At 67.4% G+C, this 18,597-nt stretch carries 21 protein-coding genes and 2 pseudogenes; 14 read left to right on the plus strand and 9 right to left on the minus strand.

The features are described from left to right. Window positions 1–101, minus strand: a pseudogene (locus tag ACFV8T_RS44345) (IS6 family transposase); the annotation flags it as partial. Window positions 102–194: 93 nt separating this feature from the next. Here ACFV8T_RS44345 and ACFV8T_RS44350 point away from each other — a divergent pair. Further along, entirely contained in the window at window positions 195–497 is a 303-nt protein-coding gene (locus ACFV8T_RS44350; protein ID WP_382229708.1) for a PaaI family thioesterase, read from the plus strand. Continuing rightward, on the plus strand, window positions 490–1,236 hold the full coding sequence (locus tag ACFV8T_RS44355) for a GNAT family N-acetyltransferase (RefSeq protein WP_385339277.1): 747 nt from the start codon (window positions 490–492) through the stop codon (window positions 1,234–1,236). The genes ACFV8T_RS44350 and ACFV8T_RS44355 overlap by 8 nt, the downstream gene beginning before the upstream one ends. A 63-nt stretch (window positions 1,237–1,299) precedes the next feature. Here the strand turns inward: ACFV8T_RS44355 and ACFV8T_RS44360 are convergent, their stop codons facing one another. Next, window positions 1,300–1,920 carry an integrase core domain-containing protein gene (locus ACFV8T_RS44360; RefSeq protein ID WP_385339280.1) on the minus strand — a complete coding sequence of 207 codons (621 nt, stop codon included), beginning with the start codon at window positions 1,918–1,920 and terminating at the stop codon, window positions 1,300–1,302. Here ACFV8T_RS44360 and ACFV8T_RS44365 point away from each other — a divergent pair. From ACFV8T_RS44365 to ACFV8T_RS44375, 3 genes and pseudogenes are all read left to right on the plus strand, one after another. Continuing rightward, a pseudogene (locus tag ACFV8T_RS44365) lies at window positions 1,879–2,333 on the plus strand (IS6 family transposase); the annotation flags it as partial. The gene ACFV8T_RS44360 and the pseudogene ACFV8T_RS44365 overlap by 42 nt on opposite strands. Window positions 2,334–2,992: 659 nt before the next feature. Further along, window positions 2,993–3,526, plus strand: coding sequence for a helicase associated domain-containing protein (locus tag ACFV8T_RS44370; protein ID WP_385339283.1), 534 nt, complete (start codon window positions 2,993–2,995; stop codon window positions 3,524–3,526). 123 nt (window positions 3,527–3,649) lie between these two features. Beyond that, window positions 3,650–4,078 carry a hypothetical protein gene (locus ACFV8T_RS44375; RefSeq protein ID WP_385339286.1) on the plus strand — a complete coding sequence of 143 codons (429 nt, stop codon included), beginning with the start codon at window positions 3,650–3,652 and terminating at the stop codon, window positions 4,076–4,078. A 4-nt stretch (window positions 4,079–4,082) separates the two neighbouring features. Here ACFV8T_RS44375 and ACFV8T_RS44380 read toward each other — a convergent pair whose 3' ends face one another. Then, the gene (locus ACFV8T_RS44380; protein WP_385339289.1) at window positions 4,083–5,264 is read right to left on the minus strand and encodes a hypothetical protein; all 1,182 of its coding nucleotides are present in this window, start codon (window positions 5,262–5,264) and stop codon (window positions 4,083–4,085) included. Between the two features lie 333 nt (window positions 5,265–5,597). Between ACFV8T_RS44380 and ACFV8T_RS44385 the strand changes: the two genes are divergently transcribed. Then, on the plus strand, window positions 5,598–6,194 hold the full coding sequence (locus ACFV8T_RS44385) for a hypothetical protein (RefSeq protein ID WP_385339292.1): 597 nt from the start codon (window positions 5,598–5,600) through the stop codon (window positions 6,192–6,194). 664 nt (window positions 6,195–6,858) lie between these two features. Beyond that, complete coding sequence (locus ACFV8T_RS44390) at window positions 6,859–7,860, plus strand: helicase associated domain-containing protein (RefSeq protein WP_385339295.1); 1,002 nt, start codon at window positions 6,859–6,861, stop codon at window positions 7,858–7,860. A gap of 182 nt (window positions 7,861–8,042) precedes the next feature. On the opposite strand, the gene ACFV8T_RS44395 is transcribed toward ACFV8T_RS44390, so the two are convergent. After that, window positions 8,043–8,813, minus strand: a complete 771-nt coding sequence (locus ACFV8T_RS44395) for an MIP/aquaporin family protein (protein WP_385339298.1) — start codon at window positions 8,811–8,813, stop codon at window positions 8,043–8,045. A 124-nt stretch (window positions 8,814–8,937) separates the two neighbouring features. Then, window positions 8,938–9,606, minus strand: a complete 669-nt coding sequence (locus tag ACFV8T_RS44400) for a hypothetical protein (RefSeq protein WP_385339301.1) — start codon at window positions 9,604–9,606, stop codon at window positions 8,938–8,940. A 102-nt stretch (window positions 9,607–9,708) separates the two neighbouring features. Here ACFV8T_RS44400 and ACFV8T_RS44405 point away from each other — a divergent pair, with 102 nt between their 5' ends. The 4 genes from ACFV8T_RS44405 to ACFV8T_RS44420 all read left to right on the plus strand — a co-directional run bounded on the left by ACFV8T_RS44405 (window position 9,709) and on the right by ACFV8T_RS44420 (window position 13,265). Beyond that, window positions 9,709–10,350, plus strand: a complete 642-nt coding sequence (locus tag ACFV8T_RS44405; protein ID WP_385339304.1) for a TetR/AcrR family transcriptional regulator — start codon at window positions 9,709–9,711, stop codon at window positions 10,348–10,350. A 60-nt stretch (window positions 10,351–10,410) separates the two neighbouring features. After that, window positions 10,411–10,812 carry a hypothetical protein gene (locus tag ACFV8T_RS44410; protein ID WP_385339307.1) on the plus strand — a complete coding sequence of 134 codons (402 nt, stop codon included), beginning with the start codon at window positions 10,411–10,413 and terminating at the stop codon, window positions 10,810–10,812. Window positions 10,813–11,606: 794 nt separating this feature from the next. Then, window positions 11,607–12,557 carry an Ldh family oxidoreductase gene (locus ACFV8T_RS44415; protein ID WP_385339330.1) on the plus strand — a complete coding sequence of 317 codons (951 nt, stop codon included), beginning with the start codon at window positions 11,607–11,609 and terminating at the stop codon, window positions 12,555–12,557. Window positions 12,558–12,983: 426 nt separating this feature from the next. Further along, window positions 12,984–13,265, plus strand: a complete 282-nt coding sequence (locus tag ACFV8T_RS44420) for a hypothetical protein (protein ID WP_385339310.1) — start codon at window positions 12,984–12,986, stop codon at window positions 13,263–13,265. A gap of 55 nt (window positions 13,266–13,320) precedes the next feature. Here the strand turns inward: ACFV8T_RS44420 and ACFV8T_RS44425 are convergent, their stop codons facing one another. The 3 genes from ACFV8T_RS44425 to ACFV8T_RS44435 all read right to left on the minus strand — a co-directional run bounded on the left by ACFV8T_RS44425 (window position 13,321) and on the right by ACFV8T_RS44435 (window position 14,678). Next, window positions 13,321–13,752, minus strand: coding sequence for a hypothetical protein (locus ACFV8T_RS44425; RefSeq protein WP_385339312.1), 432 nt, complete (start codon window positions 13,750–13,752; stop codon window positions 13,321–13,323). Window positions 13,753–13,990: 238 nt separating this feature from the next. Continuing rightward, window positions 13,991–14,356 (minus strand): hypothetical protein, encoded by a 366-nt coding sequence (locus tag ACFV8T_RS44430; protein WP_385339315.1) that lies wholly within the window; start codon window positions 14,354–14,356, stop codon window positions 13,991–13,993. A 139-nt stretch (window positions 14,357–14,495) separates the two neighbouring features. Then, window positions 14,496–14,678, minus strand: coding sequence for a hypothetical protein (locus ACFV8T_RS44435; RefSeq protein WP_385339317.1), 183 nt, complete (start codon window positions 14,676–14,678; stop codon window positions 14,496–14,498). A 225-nt stretch (window positions 14,679–14,903) separates the two neighbouring features. Here ACFV8T_RS44435 and ACFV8T_RS44440 point away from each other — a divergent pair, with 225 nt between their 5' ends. Together ACFV8T_RS44440 and ACFV8T_RS44445 are read left to right on the plus strand one after the other, a co-directional pair. Continuing rightward, window positions 14,904–15,077, plus strand: a complete 174-nt coding sequence (locus ACFV8T_RS44440; protein ID WP_385339320.1) for a hypothetical protein — start codon at window positions 14,904–14,906, stop codon at window positions 15,075–15,077. Window positions 15,078–15,187: 110 nt separating this feature from the next. Continuing rightward, window positions 15,188–16,144: a serine hydrolase domain-containing protein gene (locus ACFV8T_RS44445; RefSeq protein ID WP_385339322.1), complete on the plus strand. Its 957-nt coding sequence runs from the start codon at window positions 15,188–15,190 to the stop codon at window positions 16,142–16,144. A 341-nt stretch (window positions 16,145–16,485) separates the two neighbouring features. Here the strand turns inward: ACFV8T_RS44445 and ACFV8T_RS44450 are convergent, their stop codons facing one another. Beyond that, window positions 16,486–17,748: an MFS transporter gene (locus ACFV8T_RS44450; RefSeq protein ID WP_385339325.1), complete on the minus strand. Its 1,263-nt coding sequence runs from the start codon at window positions 17,746–17,748 to the stop codon at window positions 16,486–16,488. 117 nt (window positions 17,749–17,865) lie between these two features. Here ACFV8T_RS44450 and ACFV8T_RS44455 point away from each other — a divergent pair, with 117 nt between their 5' ends. Continuing rightward, window positions 17,866–18,462, plus strand: a complete 597-nt coding sequence (locus ACFV8T_RS44455; protein ID WP_385339327.1) for a TetR/AcrR family transcriptional regulator — start codon at window positions 17,866–17,868, stop codon at window positions 18,460–18,462. Window positions 18,463–18,597 lie beyond the last annotated feature (135 nt).

An 18,597-nucleotide genomic window follows, 5' to 3' on the forward strand; every position in this document is an offset into this window, starting at 1 on the left:
TCACGGAAGCTGAGCGGGAAGCGGAAGTACAGCCACACACAGTGCGCGATGATCTCCACCGGGTACCGGTGCCCCTTGTACAACGGCGGCGTATTGCCCACGGACAACCCCCTCCACCATGATCAACCCGAAGATCATTTCACCCGATCAGCCAACGTGACAGTGCCCCTCGGCGGCCGGGAAACCGGACCCACATGCGGTATCCGACGCCCATCTCCGACCTGCTCGGCTTCCACATCGTCGACACCGGCGAGGAAACCACCCCGGTTCGTGCAGAGGTGGACGCGGCCTTGCACGGCAACCAACAGGGCACGGTGCACGGCGGATTCCTGGTCGAGCTCGCCGACACGGCGATCGGGACGGCCCACTCGACCCTCATGGGGACCGGTGAATCGTTCACTGCACAGATTGCGGAAATTCCGTTGCGACACCGGATGCGGAACCGCAGAATGCGCACGCAAAGTACACATGATCTTTCGAGGATGAAGAGTGACTGAGAACGACGAGCAGCGCCAAACCCTGACCAATGGGCAGGGCGTGCCGGTCCTGACCTATCTGCAGGGTGTTCGGGAGGGGCACCCGTGGGCGGACCTGGCCGAAGTGGTCGGCCCCGACCCCGTGGACACCATCGTCTCCGGTATGTCCGGATGGGCAGTCTCGGGATCCGTGGAGCTCGGTGAGCAACTGCTGCGCCGTGGCGCACGGGTGATGCGGCATGCCCATGAGATGCGGAGGGACTTGGTCGCGTGTCCGCCACCGACCGACTGGTCATCATGCGCCCTGGGAAACGGACTTCGGGCAGTCCCCTGTGACCTCGCTGCCGACGCGGTGTTCCCGGCATGGCGAGCCGCCTTTCCTGCCGACCATCCCGACCACCACTCCGGCAGCGACGAAGAAGCGCTCAACAAGCTCCTGGCACCCATGCTGGCGGGCTCCGTTCTCGGGCCGGTCCTTCCGTGCAGCGCCTTGGTGGTGGACGAGACGGACCGTGTTGTCGCTGGGGCGATTATCACCGACCGTGACGGACTGCCGTGGATCGCGGACGTGTTCCGCCGGCCCGAAGCCCGCTACGCGGGCCTTGGCGCCAGTCTGCTGCGCCGGGTGCTCAGCGCTGCTGCGGCCGAAGGGCTGGCCGACATTTCGCTCGTCGTGAGCGATGCGAATCCAGCCCGCCACGTCTACGAAAAGCTCGGCTTTGAGCTGACTGCCACATCACTGACTGTCGTAGTGCCGTAGGTCTCGAAACCCCGTACAGCCAGTGAGCTGCCCCGAGTTTCGTAGCGGCCGGTTTGCGCGTTTTCAGGCGGCCTTCGAGGGCGCCTGGGAGCGGTGGTGCCGGATCTCGAATTCCTCGGGTGGGAGGTAGTCGAGGGCGGAGTGCAGTCGCTCGGTGTTGTACCAGCCGACCCACTGGGCGACTGCCCGTTCGACCTGGTCAGCGTCGCGCCAGGGGCAGTGGAGCTCGATCGACACGGCTTTGAAGGTGCCGTTGAGGACCTCGGCCATGGCGTTGTCGTAGCTATCGGCGACAGAGCCGATCGACGCGGTGGCGCCGGTCTCCAGCAGGCAGCGAGTCGGGTCTGCTGCCCTGGTCGGCCTCAGCCTGGCGGACCCAGTCTCGCAGGGCAGACAAACACCGGGAACGAAATCGCGTACTTCTACGCACCCCCGCCACCGGCCCCAACTCGGCACCCGGACAACACACACGTGTACACAACGACGCAGACCCAACCACTCGAGAATGACCGCAGTGAGCAATGACTGCCGGACCACGGTACGTCCAGACGGCACTGTCACGTTGGCTGATCGGGGGAAATGATCTTCGGGTTGATCATGGTGGAGAGGGTTGTCCGTGGGTAATACGCCGCCGTTGTACCGTTGTACAAGGGGCACCGGTACCCGGTGGAGATCATCGCGCACTGTGTGTGGCTGTACTTCCGCTTCCCGCTCAGCTTCCGTGAGTCGAGGAGCTGATGCTCGAGCGCGGTGTCATCGTGTCCCACGAGACCGTCCGCCGCTGGTGTGCGAAGTTCGGGCAGTCCTATGCCAACGCGCTGCGCCGCCGGCGTGTGCAGCCGGGCGACAAGTGGCACCTGGACGAGGTCTTCATCAAGATCAACGGAGAGCGGAAGTACCTGTGGCGGGCCGTCGACGCCGACGGCACCGTGCTCGACATCCTGGTCCAGAACCGGCGGGACAAAGCCGCAGCCCGGCGCTTCTTCCGCCGCCTGCTGAAGACGGCCTGCTCGGTGCCACGGGTGATCGTCACCGACAGACTCCGCTCCTACGGCGCGGCCCACCGCGAGGTGATGCCCCCGGTCGAGCACCGCTCCCCGGAACCCGCTCCCTCCACACCCGACACACCACCAGGCACTCACTCCCTCAACAACGTGACAGCACCCTTCAGAGAACTGATCGCGGGCGTAGAAGCAGCGCTCGATCTCCGGGCACACCGGCCCGGGACACTCCCCCGCCACACCGCCTACCTCCACCAAAGGACCGCAGGCAGGATCGGGAGCCCCACCCGTCTGATCCGCCAGGCAGCGATCACTAGCATCCTCGACGGCAGCGAACGCATCACCAGAACCAGCCTCGACCAGATCCGTATCGATCACCTCGCCGAAACCCACCACCACACCACCATGAACGGGTCCCGAGCACCCCGCCGGTAGCCCCCCTTCTTTTCTGCCCAGCGGTCGACACAGAAAGCTATGACCAGGCGAAACACGCCTGACCAGCAAAAACACAGGCACTGCCATTAGACGCAGAAACCATCTGCAACAACACCGGTAATTCTCAATAGAATTGAGATAACACCAGGTCAGACCGCCTACCACCCCGCCCGAAAGCCACTACGACCGGTTCTCACCCGACCTGCAACACCCCAGCCCAGCCCCGTTCACACACCCCAACCCACACCGGGAATCGATAAGCGGATCAGATTGCGCAGCGTCGGCAGGCCGGCCTCCCCGTCCCTTCCAGTGCAGGTGCCTTGACCGAAGCGCGGCGGGCGGCGTTGGAAGAGATCGACCCGGGATGGTGCCCGGTATGGGACACGGGGTGGCAGCGGTGCTTCCGGCTCGCCCAGAACCTCCTCCAGGACGGCGGGGTCTTGCCCGTGGCGGCTGGAAAGGTGATCGTGCAGGGCGAGGACCTCGGGAGGTGGGTGACGGCGCAGCGACACGGGTGGGAACAACTCCTGCCCGTACAGCAATGGCTCCTGGAGAACGTCCTCGGGATCGAACCTGCTGGGGAGGCAGAACGGCCGGTGAAACGGACGCAGGACGACATGTGGGCGGTCAATCTGGCGGCGGCACGGCAGTTCCATGCCCGGGAAGGACACCTCAGAGTGCCTCGGAAGCACGTCGAACACCTGGAAGGAAGTGCCGCAGTGGGCCACCAGAACGGCGCTGAGGAGCCTGTGACCGTACGGCTGGGCACCTGGCTCGACAACGTACGCAAACGCGCCGGGAAGCTCGCCGAACAGCGCCGTGCGAACCTCGACGAACTCGGCATGCGCTGGTAGGACGCGGGCGGTAGTCGGGCGGGGCTATGTGCCTGATCCGAGGCGGCTGAAGGACGAACGGAACGCAAGCGGGGTGGCCCAACCGACGCGTCCCGGCACACTATTCGAGTGACCTTTCGATTGATGCCCGGCACCGGGCTCGTTCTCCCAGCGAACGCAGGCGTGCTGCGATTCGGCATGACCGAGCATGCGGCGCAGTGGACGGCGTCAACTCTGGCGGACATTCGCGTCGGCGGGTGGATGTGCGGAACGCACTGGACCTTCTTCTTCGTTCACTGCGACATCCTGGTCACGGCCTATGCCTGCACGGCTTGTGCCGATCAGATGATGGGGCACTTGATCGTCGAGCGGACCGAGCGCGTCCCGGACCGGGCCGCCGACGTTCCGGTCGCCTTCGGCGACTTCGACCTCTTCGGCTACCCTATCCATGAACTGACCGAGGTCCTCGACCCGTCGGACCGCAAACTCCTACTGTCCGCAGACGTCAACCCTCAGAGCACGCACTACCTGTCCGCCGTACGCCTCGACGCCTGTGAAAGCGACCGCCGCTAGGTCGTCAGCTCGGGCTCTGGGTCCGGCGACGGCGCACGATGAAGAGCACGCCCGCGCCCGTGGCCACCGCTGCGGCAGCCGCGCCCGTGATCGGCAGCGTCGAGGAGCCGGTTTCTGCCAGGGTGCCGCCGTTCGTCGTGGTCCCGTCGTCGCCGGCCGTCGACGACCCGCCGGCCGAGCCGCCCGAGACATTGGCCGAGCCGCCCGTCGAGCCAGTCGGCTCCCCACCCGTGACGTCCAGCGTGATGTCGGCCTTGTCGTTGGCCTTGTTGGGGTCGAATGGCCGTGCCTCGGTGCTCAGGGCCACCTGGCCCTTGGCGTTCGCCACCCGCTTGTCGATCTTCAGCTCGAAGGTGTAGGTCTCTTGGCTGCCCTCGTTTAGCGACCGTATGCCGCAGACGTACGCCTTACCCTTGGCCTGGCAGAACTGGCCGCGCTTGACGATCGTCGTTCCGGCGGGAGGCGTGATCATGACGCTGACGGACCGTTCCCCCTGTTTGGTCAGGATCCAGGCGGGCCCGGCGTTGATGAACTTCACCTTCATCTTCACCGTGTCACCGACGCTCCCCTTCAGCGCGGCACCCGTCACCTGGTAGTCGGCCGTGTTGACGGAGCTGACGGGCACATTGACAACTCGTGCGGTCCCCTCGCTCCCGGCCTGTCCCTCGACCAGATTCACCGCCGGCGCGGTTCCCGCCACCGGCTGGGTGCCGTTCTCGTCCGCTCCGGGATCGACGTCCCAGACATTCACTCGCAGCTCGTCGTTGAGCGCGCGGTCCAGTGCCTCGACGCGGAGAGGCCTCTCGGGCGTGTAGACGGTGCCCGGCTCCACCACTTGGTCGAACGCACACACCGCAATCCATCTCTCGGGCATCTCGTCGTAGGACCGGACCTGCTGTGTCCGGCAGTTGGAGGGAACCTCCGCGAAGTCGAGCCCTCGGGTGACGCCGTAGGAGACCCACACCTTCTCGGCCGCCCCGGTGCCTTTGTTCGCCACGGTTGCCGAGAGATCGAAGCTGCTCCCAGGTTTCACCCCGTTGACCGGCTCGATGCCCCCAATGACCAACTCGGGTGTGGCTTCATCGCCGAAGGCGGCAGGAGCCGCAGCCAGTGCGATCAGGCCGGCAGCGCTGAGGGTGGCAGCAACGGCACGGGAGGCGCGACGGTTGTGCGCGGGAATCGGCATTGGAGAGATCCTCTGCTGGGACGCGGGAAAACGGGCGGTGCCTTCCAGGAGAAAAGTTTCCGCTCACTAGACTCTTATCTAACTCGAACGGTTGCGTGGCTGGTGCCTCCTCCGCCTTGTGATCGCATCCACCGGATGCCGTGAGCCCCGGCCCAATGAGCTTTCCCGGTAACGGGTCACCACTTTGCGTAGCCGTCGAGTAGAAGCGGTTTCGTTCGAAGGTAGATACGTGTGGTTCTGCTGAATCGCTGCAGTGTCGTACATCTTCTGCGTGTCGGTGAGATCGCGGCCCTTGGGTCTTGGTTGCACATCATGGGGTTGTAGCCTGCGCAAATGGTCAATGAGTTTGGGGTGCGACTCGGCTCCAAGGCCGCGCGCCTGTTGGCCCGGCTCGGGCGCACCGAGATCCGTCCGGGGCTGACGGAGCAGGAGTTGGCTGGTATCGAAGCGCGGCTCGGGTTCGCGTTCGCCGATGACCACCGTGCTTTCCTCGTGGTGGGCCTGCCCGCGGGAGAGGAGTGGCCCGACTGGCGCTACGGCAATGCCGCCCTGCTCCGTTCCTGGCTCGACAGGCCGGTTGAGGACGTACTGTTCGCGGTGGCGGAGGCGGACTTCTGGTATCCGGGTTGGGGTACTCGCCCTGCCCGCCAGGCAGACGCCGTGGCTGGCGCGAGGGCGCACTTGGCGTCAGCACCGCAGCTGGTTCCGGTCTACTCCCATCGCTACCTGCCGGCTGGCCGCGAAACATTTGCTCACCCGGTGTTGTCGATCCGCGGCGCCGACATCACCCCCTACGGATACGACCTTATCGATTACGTGCATCAGGAGTTCGGCGGCCCGCAGGACAGAACCGAAGAGGAACGGCAGGTCGTTGACGCCACGGCAACGTTCTGGGCGGACTTCCTGTCCTGGTCGAACCAGGCAGGGTAAAAGGGTCCATTCGGCCTGACCGTTCCCCGCCTCTACGAGCCCCCGGGCCCGCCGTAAGGGCCCGGGGGCTCCTGCGTGTTCGCTGCACCGCAGCCGGTATGGCAGCGAATGCCGGAGTGGACGGCTACCGGCGGCGCGGGATGGTGACGCGGGCCTCCGCCAGGACGACGCCGGTCGCCGGGTCGTGGTGCACGGGCACGTACAGCCCCAGTCGGCTTCGCCGGCCATGAGCTGGCCTCCAGCCCACGGCTCCGGGGTGGTGACCGGCTGGCGACCGGCGAGCAGGCCGCCATGGAATCGGACGATCGCAGCGGTACCTCCATCCTGCGGGAGTCTTTCGCCTCATTCCTTGGGGTTCGGCTCCAGACGATTACCTCGTCGTGAATGAAGCCGGTGCGGTTGACGCCTATCTCAACTGGGGCGGCAACCCCGCCTGACGCCGTCTGACACGGCCCAACGCTGAGAGACCCCTACCCCGGTCGGTAGGCCCGGGCCTACCGACCGGGGCGGGTTTCCGGCCGCGGGCCCGGCTGGCCGGGGCGGGTGAGCCCGGTCCGGTTCAGTTTCCCCCTGGGGTGGTTCCGGCCGGGACCTGCTGGGCGTTAAGCGCTGTAGAGGGTGGCGATGTTGTCGTGTAGCTTGTTCGCCTTAGCGGGGGCCGAGTGTGCCCGCGCGGGAGCTGCTGAAGTTCAGCACGCCCCGGGATCCGGCGCTGCTGGCACGGTTCGTGAAGCTGCGGGTCATCGAGCCGGAGAACACGTTCTGGCGGCGCGGTATCCAGGCGTGCGTGCGGTATGTGAAGGAGACCGGGGCGCAGCAGTTGCGGGTGCCGTACGACTACGTCACCCCGGACGACTGGGCGCCGGCAGGGTTCCCGCTCGGGACATGGCTCGCCGACCAGCGGAAAACCCATAAGGCCGGACGCCTGGATCCGGGGCGGGTGGAACAGCTCGATGAGCTGGGCATGGTCTGGTCCCACCAGGACATCGCGTTCGAGGAAGGCCTCACAGCCGCCCGCGCCTGGGCGGCCGTGCACGGACATCTCCTGCCGCCCGCGACCGCGATCTGGGATGCTGCGCGCCGTGCCTCGGTCAGCGCGCCCGAAGTCTGGGTGTGTCCAGGGGACTCCATCCCGTTGTACGGTCGGGCGGGTACCGCAGCCATCGACACGGGAGCCGAAATGGGACCGGATCATGTTCCTGATTGGTTCTGGGAAGTCCTGGAAGCGACACGACCGCGTCTGTCTGCCCTTGAATTGTGGTTGGAGTCCCAGCCGCGGGAAGTCCTTGAAGCCTTCGCGCTCGCGTACGAGTCCGCGGCTGATTCGCTGGCCGACTTCTCGGAAGGCGTGAGCGTGGATGGGGACGTCTGGTCCGAAGACAGCACCGAAGATCTGTGCATGTGGGTGGTCGGGCAGGGCTGCGGGCTATGGAGCTCGGTGATCGCAGGAGAAGTGCAGTTGGAAGAGGCCGCGCAGATGTATCTGGGCCGTGCGCGGCTGCTTCCAGACTGCGTAGTGCCGTGGGACGAAGATGTCTCGGACCCGGAGCACAGGGGCTACCAGTCTCCCTGGACCATCGTCCACGGCATCTACCGGACGCGTTTTGCCGAAGAACTCCATGAACGGTTTGGGGTACCTGAGGAGGTTGCCCGGCCGGGCAGATAACGCGGCGGGGCCCGCGGCATAGACGTCGCTCGTCTCCCGCCCGCCCGCCGTCAGCATGCTCGAAGCCAAGGCGGGACCAGACGAGATGCGTCTGCCCCGGCCGCCCCGACGGCGAGATCTGGACACCGGCGTGGGCCGGCGTTCCGGTCCGCCGGATAGCCGATTGGTGATTTCCCTCTCTGTCAGCACCGGGGCCGCTGTGCGGTCAGGGGTTTGGCCAGAGCCACGAGGGCTGCTCCCAGCACCGCGCCGAGCACCGGAGCGAGCAGGTAGATCCACAGGTGGGTGGTGTCCTGGGCCAGGAGCGCCGGACCGAACTGTCGTGCCGGGTTGGCCGATCCGCCGCTGAGGGGACCGAACGTCGCGATGATGACCGCGGTGGCGAGCCCCACCGCGCAGGGGAGCAGTCTGCGGCCGGCCGGGTGTGCCAGGAGCACGGAGAGCATCATGGTCAGCAGGACGAGGACTCCGGTCTCCGCCGTGAGGATCGCGGTGGCGTCCCATGCCGGGTCGGCGTGGACGGTCGCGTAGCCGACGCGGACGCGGGAGACTGCCCGTCCCCAGACAAGTCGGCCGAGCGCCGTTCCCGCGACGGAACCGGCCAGTTGGGCCGTGACGTACGGGACGACGGCGCGGGCCGGGAAGGCACCGAGCCGCCACAGCGCGATGGTGACGGCGGGATTGAGGTGTCCGCCGGACCGCCGGCCGGGTGGGGACATCATGAACACCATGAGAAGCACCCCGATGGTGACGCCAAGGACGGCGAGAGCGTAGTGGATGTCATGGGCGGAGATCGGTGAGTCGGGTGCGATAAGCCAGCGCACGCCGGTGACGACGAAGAACAGCAGAAGGCCGGTGAGGCCGAATTCGCAGGCTGCGCGACGCAGGATGCCGGATTCTGCGGTGGTGGGCGGGTCGGCCTGCGCCGGCACGGCCGAAGTTGTGGTTGTCATGAACGTGGTCCTCGAGAATCGCTGTTCGCCGGGCCGCGCCGAGGAGAGCCCGGGGCGCGGGATCCCCCTTGGCCGCGGGGATCCCCTGATCGCCAGGGGATCCCCGCCTGCGTGCGGAAGGAGCTCACACCTGGGCGTGCGCGCCTTCCAGCCAGTTGGTGAACTCGCAGGCGAAGTGCCACTGATGCCCGACGAAGACGTGCTCAGGGGCGTTGGCCGGGAACTGGATGGTCAGACGGATGCGCAAGCCGTCGGGGCCGTCGCCGAACTCATGCATGACGCGGGCGATCTCCATGCCGTCACCGAGACGTCCGGTGCCGCCGATACGCACGGGGTACTCCTCGTGGCCCTCGTCCGCGATTTCGACGCCGTCGTGGAAGGTGAGGAAGAACCGGAGGGGGCCGGATCCTATGGTCTCGATGATCTCGACCACTCCGCCGCTGGAGTCGGCGAGGTAGTGCTCGGGGTTGGCGGAGAGCAGCGCGGACCGGTCACCGCCCGCGAGCCGGCCCTGCCACCAGGTGAGGAACCGGTCCACGTCGATCCCGGCGACTGTCATTTCGGTGACGGCCGACCGCCAGGCTCCTCCGGACCCGTTCGGAAGCGGTGCCATCACCGCGTCTGACGCGGCGAGATCGGGGGCGAGGAGTTCCCGCATCCGCTCGTCCCCGATCCGCTGCTTCAGCAGGGTGAGCGCCGCCCGTGAACGGTCCAGCTCCCACTGCCGAACGGCATCGTCCCCGTACTCGACACCGTCGATGACAGTGCGGACATCCAGCGCGCCAGTGTTCATGGCGAAGCCCCTTTCGAGCGAAACGGAGAACTATTCTCCGCCTACGCCACGCTAGCATAGACGGAGAGAAGTTCTCCGCTTCATTCATGGAAGGTGGATCTCATGCGGGCGGACGCCGAACGCAGCAGACGACGGATCCTGGATGCCGCCCGCGATGTGTTCCTGGAGCGGGGCCTGGACGCCCCGCTGGACCTGATCGTGCGCCGGGCGGGTGTGGGGCCGGCCACGCTCTACCGTCGCTACGCCGACCGCGAGGCACTCGTGCGTGATCTCACCGGTGACCTGCTCTCACGCCTTGAGGCCGCGGCCCACCAGGCGGCGCGGGAGGAGGGTGACGCGTACGCCGTGGTGCGGCGCTTCGTCCACGCGGCAGCCGACCTCCGGATGGGCGCGGTGATCCCTGTGCTGCTCGAACGGCTCGTTGTCGACCAGAAGTTGATCGAAAGCCGGACCCGCACATCGGGGGCGCTCGACGACCTGATCCGCGCGGCGCACGAATCCGGCAGGCTGCGCCCCGAAGTGGGGGCGGGGGACCTGATCCTCCTGTCGATCCGGCTGTCCCGCCCCCTGCCCGGTGGTCTCTCCCGGCTCGACGCGGACGGCACTCTGCTGCACCGCCATCTCGACCTTGCCCTCGACGGCCTGACCACGCAGTCCGCACCGGCGCCCGCCCCTGCCCCGGGCGAACCGCTCACCTTCGCCGACCTCGTCACCGCCGCCGACCGCCCGAACACGACCGACTGAGCCCGCCGGCACGGCCCGGAGCACGAGAGCCTCCCCCACCGGGCGGCCCCTTTCGTCGCGGTGCACCGGGACAGTGCCGAGTCCGCCGACGGGCGGGCACACCCGGCCACCGCACGAGGCGCGGCGGGACGAGCTGGACACGGTCGATCCGGGTGGTGCCCGGTATGGGACACCGGGTGGCAGCGCTGCTACCGCCTCGTCCAGAACCACGTCAAGGCCGACGGCACACTCCCGGAGGCTGCGGGCGACGTCGTCGTCCAGGGCCAGGACCTCGGACGCTGGGTCACGGCGCAGCGGTTCGGGTGGGAACAGCTCCTGCCTGTACAGCAGTGGATCCTGGAGAACACCCCCACGATCACACCGGCCCAGGACAACGAACGGCCGGCGAAACGGGCGCAGGACACCATGTGGCCCTCAACCTCACGGCGGCACGGCAGTTCCACGCCCGGGAAGGGCACCTGAGAGTCCCCCGGAAGCACGTCGAGCTCCCGGGAGACGCAAGACGGCCCGACAGGCCGTCAGGGCGGCGCTGACGGGGGCGTGGTGGTCAAGCTCGGGACATGGCTCGACAACGTCCGCAAACGCGCCGCGAAACTCCCCGAACAACGCCGGACAGACCTCGATGAACTCGGCATGCGCTGGTAGGAGGCGGGCGCAGCAGAGGAACGTGCAATGGGGCGGGCATGTGGGTGCCCGCCCCCTGTCGGAGAGCGGGCCGTGGAGGGCTCGGCCGTCTGGGCTGAGGGCGTAGCAGCGGGTGGCGAGGCCGCGGGTTTGTGTTTCGCCCCGGCGCCCAGGGCCCGCCGGCGAGGACGCGAGATGGGCCCTGCCTGATGCCGCTCATGCCACAATGGGCCTACCTCGGCAACGAGTTCATCGATCACTTCGGGCGCCAGCCCGGTGATCCGCCGGCTACTGATGATTGCTGCACGAGCCCGGTTCCCCACCACACCAACCGTGATCAACGACGTCGGCCTCGATCCAGCGGAGGGGAATATCCTATTCCGGGTAAACGGGCTGGGCAATGAGTTCCGCCGCATCCTCGGCCGCAAGATGGACGTGTTCTCTGCCGCGCTGCTCACGCGAGCCGCTGATCGCGAGCCCCAGCCCAGCAGGCCATGCTCCTCGGAAAGAAGCACGGCTGGATCTAGTTCTTGCTCCCACAGGATCGTGGCCGAACGACTCCACGCGGCCTGTGACTCTGCGCCTTTCCGATAGCCTCGAGGGACATGACTTCGAACCGTTCCTCCCACCGGATGCCGCTGGACGCTCTGGAATCACTGTGCGAATCTGCCATCCGGTCCGCAGGCGGATCCCCAGAGACGGCTGCAGTTCTCGCGTCAGCGACCGTTGCCGCCGAGCGACGAGGCAGGCGTGAAGTGGGAGCGGCGCATCTGCTCGACTACCTCGCCGCTCTGCGATACGGACGTCTGAACGGCGTGGCCCGACCCCGCGTCGCCTCGGCTCGGGCCGCCGTCGTCACCGTCGACGCCGACTGCGGCACCGCGCAGCTCGCGTTCGACCACGCCCTCGGAGCCCTTGTCGAGCGGGCTCGCACCTGCGGTGTGGCCGTTCTCGCCATGTATAACTCCTTCAGCGCCGGAGAGCTCGGTCACTACACATCGCGCGTCGCCGAAAAGGGGTTGATCGCCCTGGCATGCGCCAACTCGCCGGCGCTCATGGCCGTGTACGGCGCGCGCGTGGCAATCACGGGCACCAATCCGCTCTCGTGCGCGCTGCCTCACCCGTCGGGTCCGCGGATGTTCGATCAGGCGACGAGCGCGACCGCCTGGGTGACCGTCCGCGACGCGGCGATGCGAGGCGAGACCATTCCGGACGGCTGGGCGCTCGACGCCGACGGCAACCCGACCTCCGACGCACGCGCCGCCCTGAGCGGCGCGCTCCTGCCGTTCGGAGGTGTCAAGGGTGCCAACATCGCGCTCATGGTCGAGATGCTGGCCGCCGTGGCCGGCGGATCGTTCTCACAGGATGCGGCGCCCTTCGACTCCGGGACCCGGTCCCCGCGCCTAGGCCTGTTCATCGCGGCGATCGACCCGACCGCATTCGACACATCGTACGCACAGCGAGCAGAGGATCATCTGAGTCGACTCGCCTACGAGCACGGCGCGGACTTCGGCCGGCGGAAGACGCCCATCACCGAGGTCGAAATCCCCGACGACGTCTACCGAGCGCTCATGACGCCCTGACCGAGGATCGCGAAGATGCCCGCGCCCACCCGACCGAATCGCTGCCGGCTCACCGGCGACGAGCTCGCCATCCTGATCGGCCTACAGAACTCATCCCCAGCCGGATAGCCAAATCTGCTGCGTCAACCGGACTGTTCGCTCGCCGACGGTCCGATCAAGTCGATATGACGGAAGCCCATCGGCCTTCAAGATCACTTGGTAAACGGTCGAGATCACCTGTCAGAGGACACCCGGGTGGCTGCCGCATCGGACGGCGGTGACGGGTCCGAAGGCGCGCAGACCCCTCTGCAGGTCAGCAGTCGGCGCGCGGCCCGATCGTGGCGGACCCTGCGACCTGCGGTTCTCCCCCGATCACGACGGATCCCGAACAAACGTCGCTCGCGCTCTCCTGCACTGCTGGACCCGAAGGGGGCGCCGCACGACATCGTGCAGGCCATCGGCCGGGTGCTGCGTCAGAAGCCGGGACAGGGGAAACTCTCGTCCCTGATCGTGCACCCGGAGTGGGAGGCAGCGTTGAGGGCGGTGGACGAGGACTGGAACCCGGAGTGGCCGGCGGACTGGCAGCGGCACTTCGCTGTAGAGGCGTTGCCGGACGGCACGGAGGTCAAGCTCGGGGTGTTCCTCAGCAACAGCAAGAGCCGCCGGGCCAAGCTGACCGCCGACAAGCTCCAGGCGCTGGCCAGCCTTGGGCTCGACTGGGCTGCTTGACGTCGTCTCCTGCGGTTGGGCCCACCATTCCGGCAGGCCCAACCGCAGGTCGTTTTCACCTGGCTTCTGCCGCTGTACCCGGCGTTTTCTTGCCGGGCAGCGGCATTTCCGGGATCTGGCCCGGGTGGTAGATCCGCCGGTTCTCGGCGAGCGTAGACAGCAGCACAGTGTCGCCATCGGCGTCAGTGTCGATAGCTCTGGCGTCTCCGTCGGAGTACACGGCCCAGGCCACCACCGGATCAGCGGACGAGGTCTCCGCACTCGGGTCTTTCCACTCCGTCATCCAGCCCCCTCCCGGGACGACACCCACGATCTGACGACACTCACGGACTTCCTTGAAGCCCTCGATGTTCTGTGCTCGTCGCAGCTCATTGCGCCACAGCACCAGCGGTTCGCCTTCGTCGTCCCAGGCGTGCACGGGGCGAGACTCATCGGGCAGGCGGCCTCGATCGAAGATGGCTTCGGTGGGCACAGTCGCCGGAATCATGAGTCCTCCACAGATAGGTGATCTGCCAGTTTCGCGGGCCCACGTCGTCAGCGGGCCTGGCCAGCCGTATTCGGCCGGTTTTTAGTTCCTGGCGCTGTCGCAGGGTGTCCGACCCAGGCCTGATGGTGGGACGCGACGTGTAGTCCCTCACGCAGACGACCTCGTAGGACGCCGACGCGTGTTCCGCCCTCCAGGACCTGAAGACCTGTGTCCGATGGGTCCAAGAGCCGTCGGACGATTAGGACCGGTGGGCGCAGCCACGTACCGTGATCTTCCCAGTGTTGCCCGACCTCGTGAGGGCGAAGTTCGACCCAGTGCACCAGGTTCTCGGCGTAGCTCTCGATACAGCCGGCATCGGACGCTCCGGTCGGCATCTCCTTGAAGGCGCGGCCGGGATCGTCTCGAGCTGCCACCTGACCTCGCGCAGGTCAATGCTGTCGTAGTCGTACACGAAGGCGGCGTTGTCGCCGTGGTCGAAGAGGAACTGTTCGAGGACATCGTCCGGCCACTGCAGCGATGCCAGTGCGGGGTCGGCGCGGAAACGGTCATAGCTGAGGCCGCCTTCACGGCGTGCCATCAGCGGGCTGAGATCGCTCAACTTCATGCCGCCAGGTGTACCGCAGATGCCCGGCAGCTTTCCCCCTGCTCCGGCTCAACCGGTGCTGAGGCGTGGGGGCCGAGAGCAAGTACTTACGCGCCGTCGTACATCTTCCCGCTCAGGATGTCCTGTGCCATCTGTGCGATTACGTCATGTCGCCTGTCGTCGGCGCGGCATAGCCATCAGGCAACCCACGCTCCACCGTGCCCACGATGTCATCGATCGTGAACGTGACCTCAGTGTCTACCGCGAGGTGGGCAACGGTTCCGACTGCCTGTTCTGTCCGAGCGATCAGGTCTCGAGCCAGGAACGTATTGTCAATGGTCATTAAGCAGAGGGTAGTCGAGACGAACGACGAAGATTGGGGGATCGGAAACAGGCTCTCACTTTGTCATTTATGTAGAGCGCCGTGGTTTTGCCACCTTCTTGTGGTGGCAGGGCGGCTGTATGCCTCGCCGGTAGCGAGGACTCGTCCCACGTCGTGACGGGTGGCAGAGCGGTGGTTCTTCGAGCCGAGCAGCCGGCCGGGACCCCAGGCCGCATCGTCGACACGATGCCCCGGCTCACTCCGGAGTCGGCCCAGGCGCTCGCAGATGTTCGGCAAAAGGCGGAGCAGCTGGCGATCCGCGACAGCCGGGATCCGCGTGCCGAGACCGTGGTCATCGTCTACGCACAGCTGCCGTACTCCGATCGCAGAGGGGACACCAAGCCCAAGCACGCTCCGTAGCCAGATGCCGAGGCGGCGCACGCGACGGCGGGCTCGACACCACGGCCCGCGATGCGTCCGGGTCAGCCGAAGAGCACTCCCCCGGACACCCTTGAGGCTAGTGTGACGGGGTGTCTGAGATTGACGGCTTGAGCGGGTCGGTGTCGGTACTGAAGGGCCCGGATGTTGTGGTGCGGGCGTCAGCCGGCATCGCGGACGCCGATTCGGGAGCGATGTGTACGCCCCGGACCCGGTTCCAAGTCGCCTCCCTGAGCAAGCAGTTCACTGCGGCTGCTGCCATGCTCCTGGTGGAGGACTCGGTTCTTGCCCTGGACGTCCCGATCCCCGAGTGGTGGCACGACTGTCCCGCGCAGTGGCGTGGTCTGACGCTTCATGACCTTCTGTCCCACACCTCGGGTCTGGGACACTGGCAGGCCCTTCCCGGTTTGGGACTTGAGGATCTGAGGGATGTCGGCACGTTCCTCGATCGGTTCGCCGCGGTTGCGCTGCGCAGCGTGCCTGGCGAGGCCTGGCACTACAGCTCGCCCGGTTACCTCGTGGTGGCCCGGATCATCGAGCAGGCCACCGGCCGGCCGTACGCCGATTTCGTCACCGAGCGCATCCTGCGCCCGTGCGGCCTGGAGGAGACCTCCCTCGGTGGGACCTCGCCGCGAGAGGCGGCACGCGGATACCGAACGGGTCGGCGCGTCGACCTCGTCGAGTTCGCCGCCCTTCCGGGTGCGGCGGATGTCTGGTCCACCGTGGGTGATCTGGCCGCATACACAGCCGCCTTCAACTCCGGGGCCGTCGTCACGCCGGCTTCCCGCGAGAAGATGATCACCCTTCGGACAGCGATCACCGACAAGTGGGGTTCCCTGGGGCCTGTCGTCGCCGACAGCTACGGGTACGGCTACTGCCTCGGTACCGTGGCCGGCCGAGCAGCGTTCTTCCACCCGGGCGACAATCCCGGCTATCTGTCGTTCCTCGCCTGTCTGCCCGAACTCGACGTCACGGTCGCGATCCTGGCCAACGAGGAAGACGTCAGTGTGAGCGACATCCTGGAGTCGGTCCTGCCCGAGGTGATGTGAGACGAGGACAGTCGCCGACTTCTGTACCCGTTGTGCTGCCGAGCACGATGAACGCAGGAGTGTCCTCCAGTCGTGAGAGCGACAGGAGTTTCTCGTAGAAGGCGGCACGCTCTGATGGGTCAGGGCAGTCGATGACGATGCCGTACAGACGTCCGATCATCTCGCCGACTATGCCGCGTGACGCCACGCCTCTGCTGATCTTCCCGGTGCTCTTCCGAGCGGGGACGGTTCCAGCGAGCCACCTCATCAGCGCGCGTCCGGGGCCCGCCGGGAAGGGCCTCGGACGCGTGTCCACGCCATCGGGCAGCACAAGATCACTGGCACCCGCGCACTGTCAGGGGTCAGGCCGCTCTCGGGCCGGACCTGCCCCGGACCTGCCCGGCGCGCCCTGCCCCCAGGCCTGCGGCAGCCTGAATCGCGCACACCACCAGGAGCGTCACCAACGGAACGCCCCAGCCGCCGCTCACCTCGTGCAGCAGCCCCGCGCCCAGCGGGCCGATCGTCGCGATCAGGAAGCCGGTGCCCTGGGCCATCGAGGACAGTGCCGACGTCTCGTCGCCGTTGCCGGTACGCAGCCCGATCAGGCTCAGCGCGACCGCAAATCCGGCCCCCTGGCCGAGCCCCAGGACCACCGCCGCTGCCCACACGCCCGCCGGCGCGGGGGCCAGGACGACGCCGACCAGACCCGCTCCGCTGAGCATCGCCACGAGCACGGCGGGCCCACGCTGGTCGGGCAGTCGGCGGTACACCGCGGGCAGCAGCGCCGCCCCTGCGACTCCCACCAAACTGGTCAGCGACAGCAGGAGGCCGCTCTGCGCCTCGCCAATGCCCCGGTCCTGGGCCATCGTGGGCAGCCATCCGAACACTACGTACGCCAACAGCGCCTGTGCCGCGAAGAACACCGTGACCTGCCACGCCATCGCGTCCCGCCACAGCCCCACACGGTTCGGCGTCGGCGCGTCGACCGCCCGCGCGTCCGCACGTGCCCCCGGCCACCAGGCCAGGATCGCCGCGATCGACAGCGGGACGGCCACCAGTACCAGCGCACCGCGCCAGCCCCAACCGGTCGCGTCGGCCAACGGTGGGGCAACCGCCGAACCGCTCGCGCCGCCCAGGGTCAGGCACGCCGAGTAGAACGCGGTCACCCCGGCCACCGCACCCGCGAAGCGCCGCCGGATCAGCCCGGGCAGCAGCACGTTGGCGAGCCCGATCGCCGCGCCGACCAGGGCCGTGCCCACGAACAACGCCGCAGCCCCCGGTAGCAGCCGCAGCGTCGCGCCGACAACGAGCAGCGTCAGGCTCGCGAGCACCACGCGCGACTCACCGTACCGCCGCCCGAGCACCGGGCCTGCGAACGCGAACACGCCCAGGCACAGTACCGGCAGCGCGGTCAGCACGCTCACCGCCGCAGCCGACAGACCCAGGTCGCCGCGAAGGCGGCCGAGCAGTGGGGCTATCGCGGTGACCGGGGCCCGTAGGTCGAGCGCGACCAGGGCGAGCGCGATCAGAGCACCGATCGTCGGAACGTTTCGCCCCGGTATCGGAAGGGATGAAGCGGGTGTGGCATCGCGGAACATCCGAGGGTGCGCGGGTGGAGTGGTCATAGGGGGTCCTTCGGCGGGAGGAGGTCACCTTGAGCAGGGACCCTCGAATTGATACAGTACGACTTGTATCAATTCAAAATCCGCTACAGTCCGCAAGCCGACCGAAAGGATTTCCTCATGCCCCCGCCCCCGCGTACCGCCGGCCGCCAGAAGGATCCACAGATCGACGCCGCTGTGCGCGTCGCAACGCTCGACCTGCTCGCCGAGGTCGGCTACTCCGAACTCACCATCGGACAGGTGGCCAAGAACGCCGATGTCTACCGGCCTGCCATCTACCGCCGCTGGCCCTCGAAGCAGCACCTGGTCACTGACGCGCTGGCCACAGTCCTGGGCACTACACCGACGGTGGACAGCGGCGACCTGCGGGCGGATCTCCTCGTTGGCATCGGCAGCCTCGTAACCGCGTTCGAGACCACCGTCCTGGGCCCCGTCCTACCCGCGCTCGTCGCCGACCTCGCCCGCGAACCCGAGCTGCGGGAGAGTTTCCTCGACGACGTCTTCCACGCCCGCCGGCGCAGCACTGAAGCCGTCCTGCGCACCGCCGCCGCACGCGGCGACATCCGAGAGCTCGACCAAGCCGAGATGGAATTCACCCTCGACGCGCTCGCGGCACCGGTCTACTACCGGGCCCTTTTCCGGCACGCCCCGCTGGACACCTGCTTGGTGGAGCGCACCGTCGACCTCGTACTGGCCGACCTGCGGAAGGGCGGCTGAGTGTCGCGGGCGTCGTCACGTTGGCTGACCGGCGCGGGCGGATCTTCGCGGAGGTCGTATCGGGGAGGGGACTGCCCGTGTCGTCCGTGTCGCCGTCGTACCGGGGGCACCGGTACCCGTCGAGATCATCTCCCA

The organism is Streptomyces sp. NPDC059832 (assembly GCF_042731715.1).
Classification (GTDB): Bacteria; Actinomycetota; Actinomycetes; order Streptomycetales; family Streptomycetaceae; genus Streptomyces.

Bases quoted from the DNA above. Each gene is read 5' to 3' on its own strand.
- ACFV8T_RS44350 (WP_382229708.1), top strand. From the start codon at position 195: ATGCGGTATCCGACGCCCATCTCCGACCTGCTCGGCTTCCACATCGTC.
- ACFV8T_RS44375 (WP_385339286.1), top strand. From the start codon at position 3,650: ATGCCCGGCACCGGGCTCGTTCTCCCAGCGAACGCAGGCGTGCTGCGA.
- ACFV8T_RS44380 (WP_385339289.1), bottom strand. From the start codon at position 5,264: ATGCCGATTCCCGCGCACAACCGTCGCGCCTCCCGTGCCGTTGCTGCC.
- ACFV8T_RS44385 (WP_385339292.1), top strand. From the start codon at position 5,598: ATGGTCAATGAGTTTGGGGTGCGACTCGGCTCCAAGGCCGCGCGCCTG.
- ACFV8T_RS44395 (WP_385339298.1), bottom strand. From the start codon at position 8,813: ATGACAACCACAACTTCGGCCGTGCCGGCGCAGGCCGACCCGCCCACC.
- ACFV8T_RS44400 (WP_385339301.1), bottom strand. From the start codon at position 9,606: ATGAACACTGGCGCGCTGGATGTCCGCACTGTCATCGACGGTGTCGAG.
- ACFV8T_RS44405 (WP_385339304.1), top strand. From the start codon at position 9,709: ATGCGGGCGGACGCCGAACGCAGCAGACGACGGATCCTGGATGCCGCC.
- ACFV8T_RS44415 (WP_385339330.1), top strand. From the start codon at position 11,607: ATGCCGCTGGACGCTCTGGAATCACTGTGCGAATCTGCCATCCGGTCC.
- ACFV8T_RS44425 (WP_385339312.1), bottom strand. From the start codon at position 13,752: ATGATTCCGGCGACTGTGCCCACCGAAGCCATCTTCGATCGAGGCCGC.
- ACFV8T_RS44430 (WP_385339315.1), bottom strand. From the start codon at position 14,356: ATGAAGTTGAGCGATCTCAGCCCGCTGATGGCACGCCGTGAAGGCGGC.
- ACFV8T_RS44435 (WP_385339317.1), bottom strand. From the start codon at position 14,678: ATGACCATTGACAATACGTTCCTGGCTCGAGACCTGATCGCTCGGACA.
- ACFV8T_RS44440 (WP_385339320.1), top strand. From the start codon at position 14,904: ATGCCCCGGCTCACTCCGGAGTCGGCCCAGGCGCTCGCAGATGTTCGG.
- ACFV8T_RS44450 (WP_385339325.1), bottom strand. From the start codon at position 17,748: ATGACCACTCCACCCGCGCACCCTCGGATGTTCCGCGATGCCACACCC.
- ACFV8T_RS44455 (WP_385339327.1), top strand. From the start codon at position 17,866: ATGCCCCCGCCCCCGCGTACCGCCGGCCGCCAGAAGGATCCACAGATC.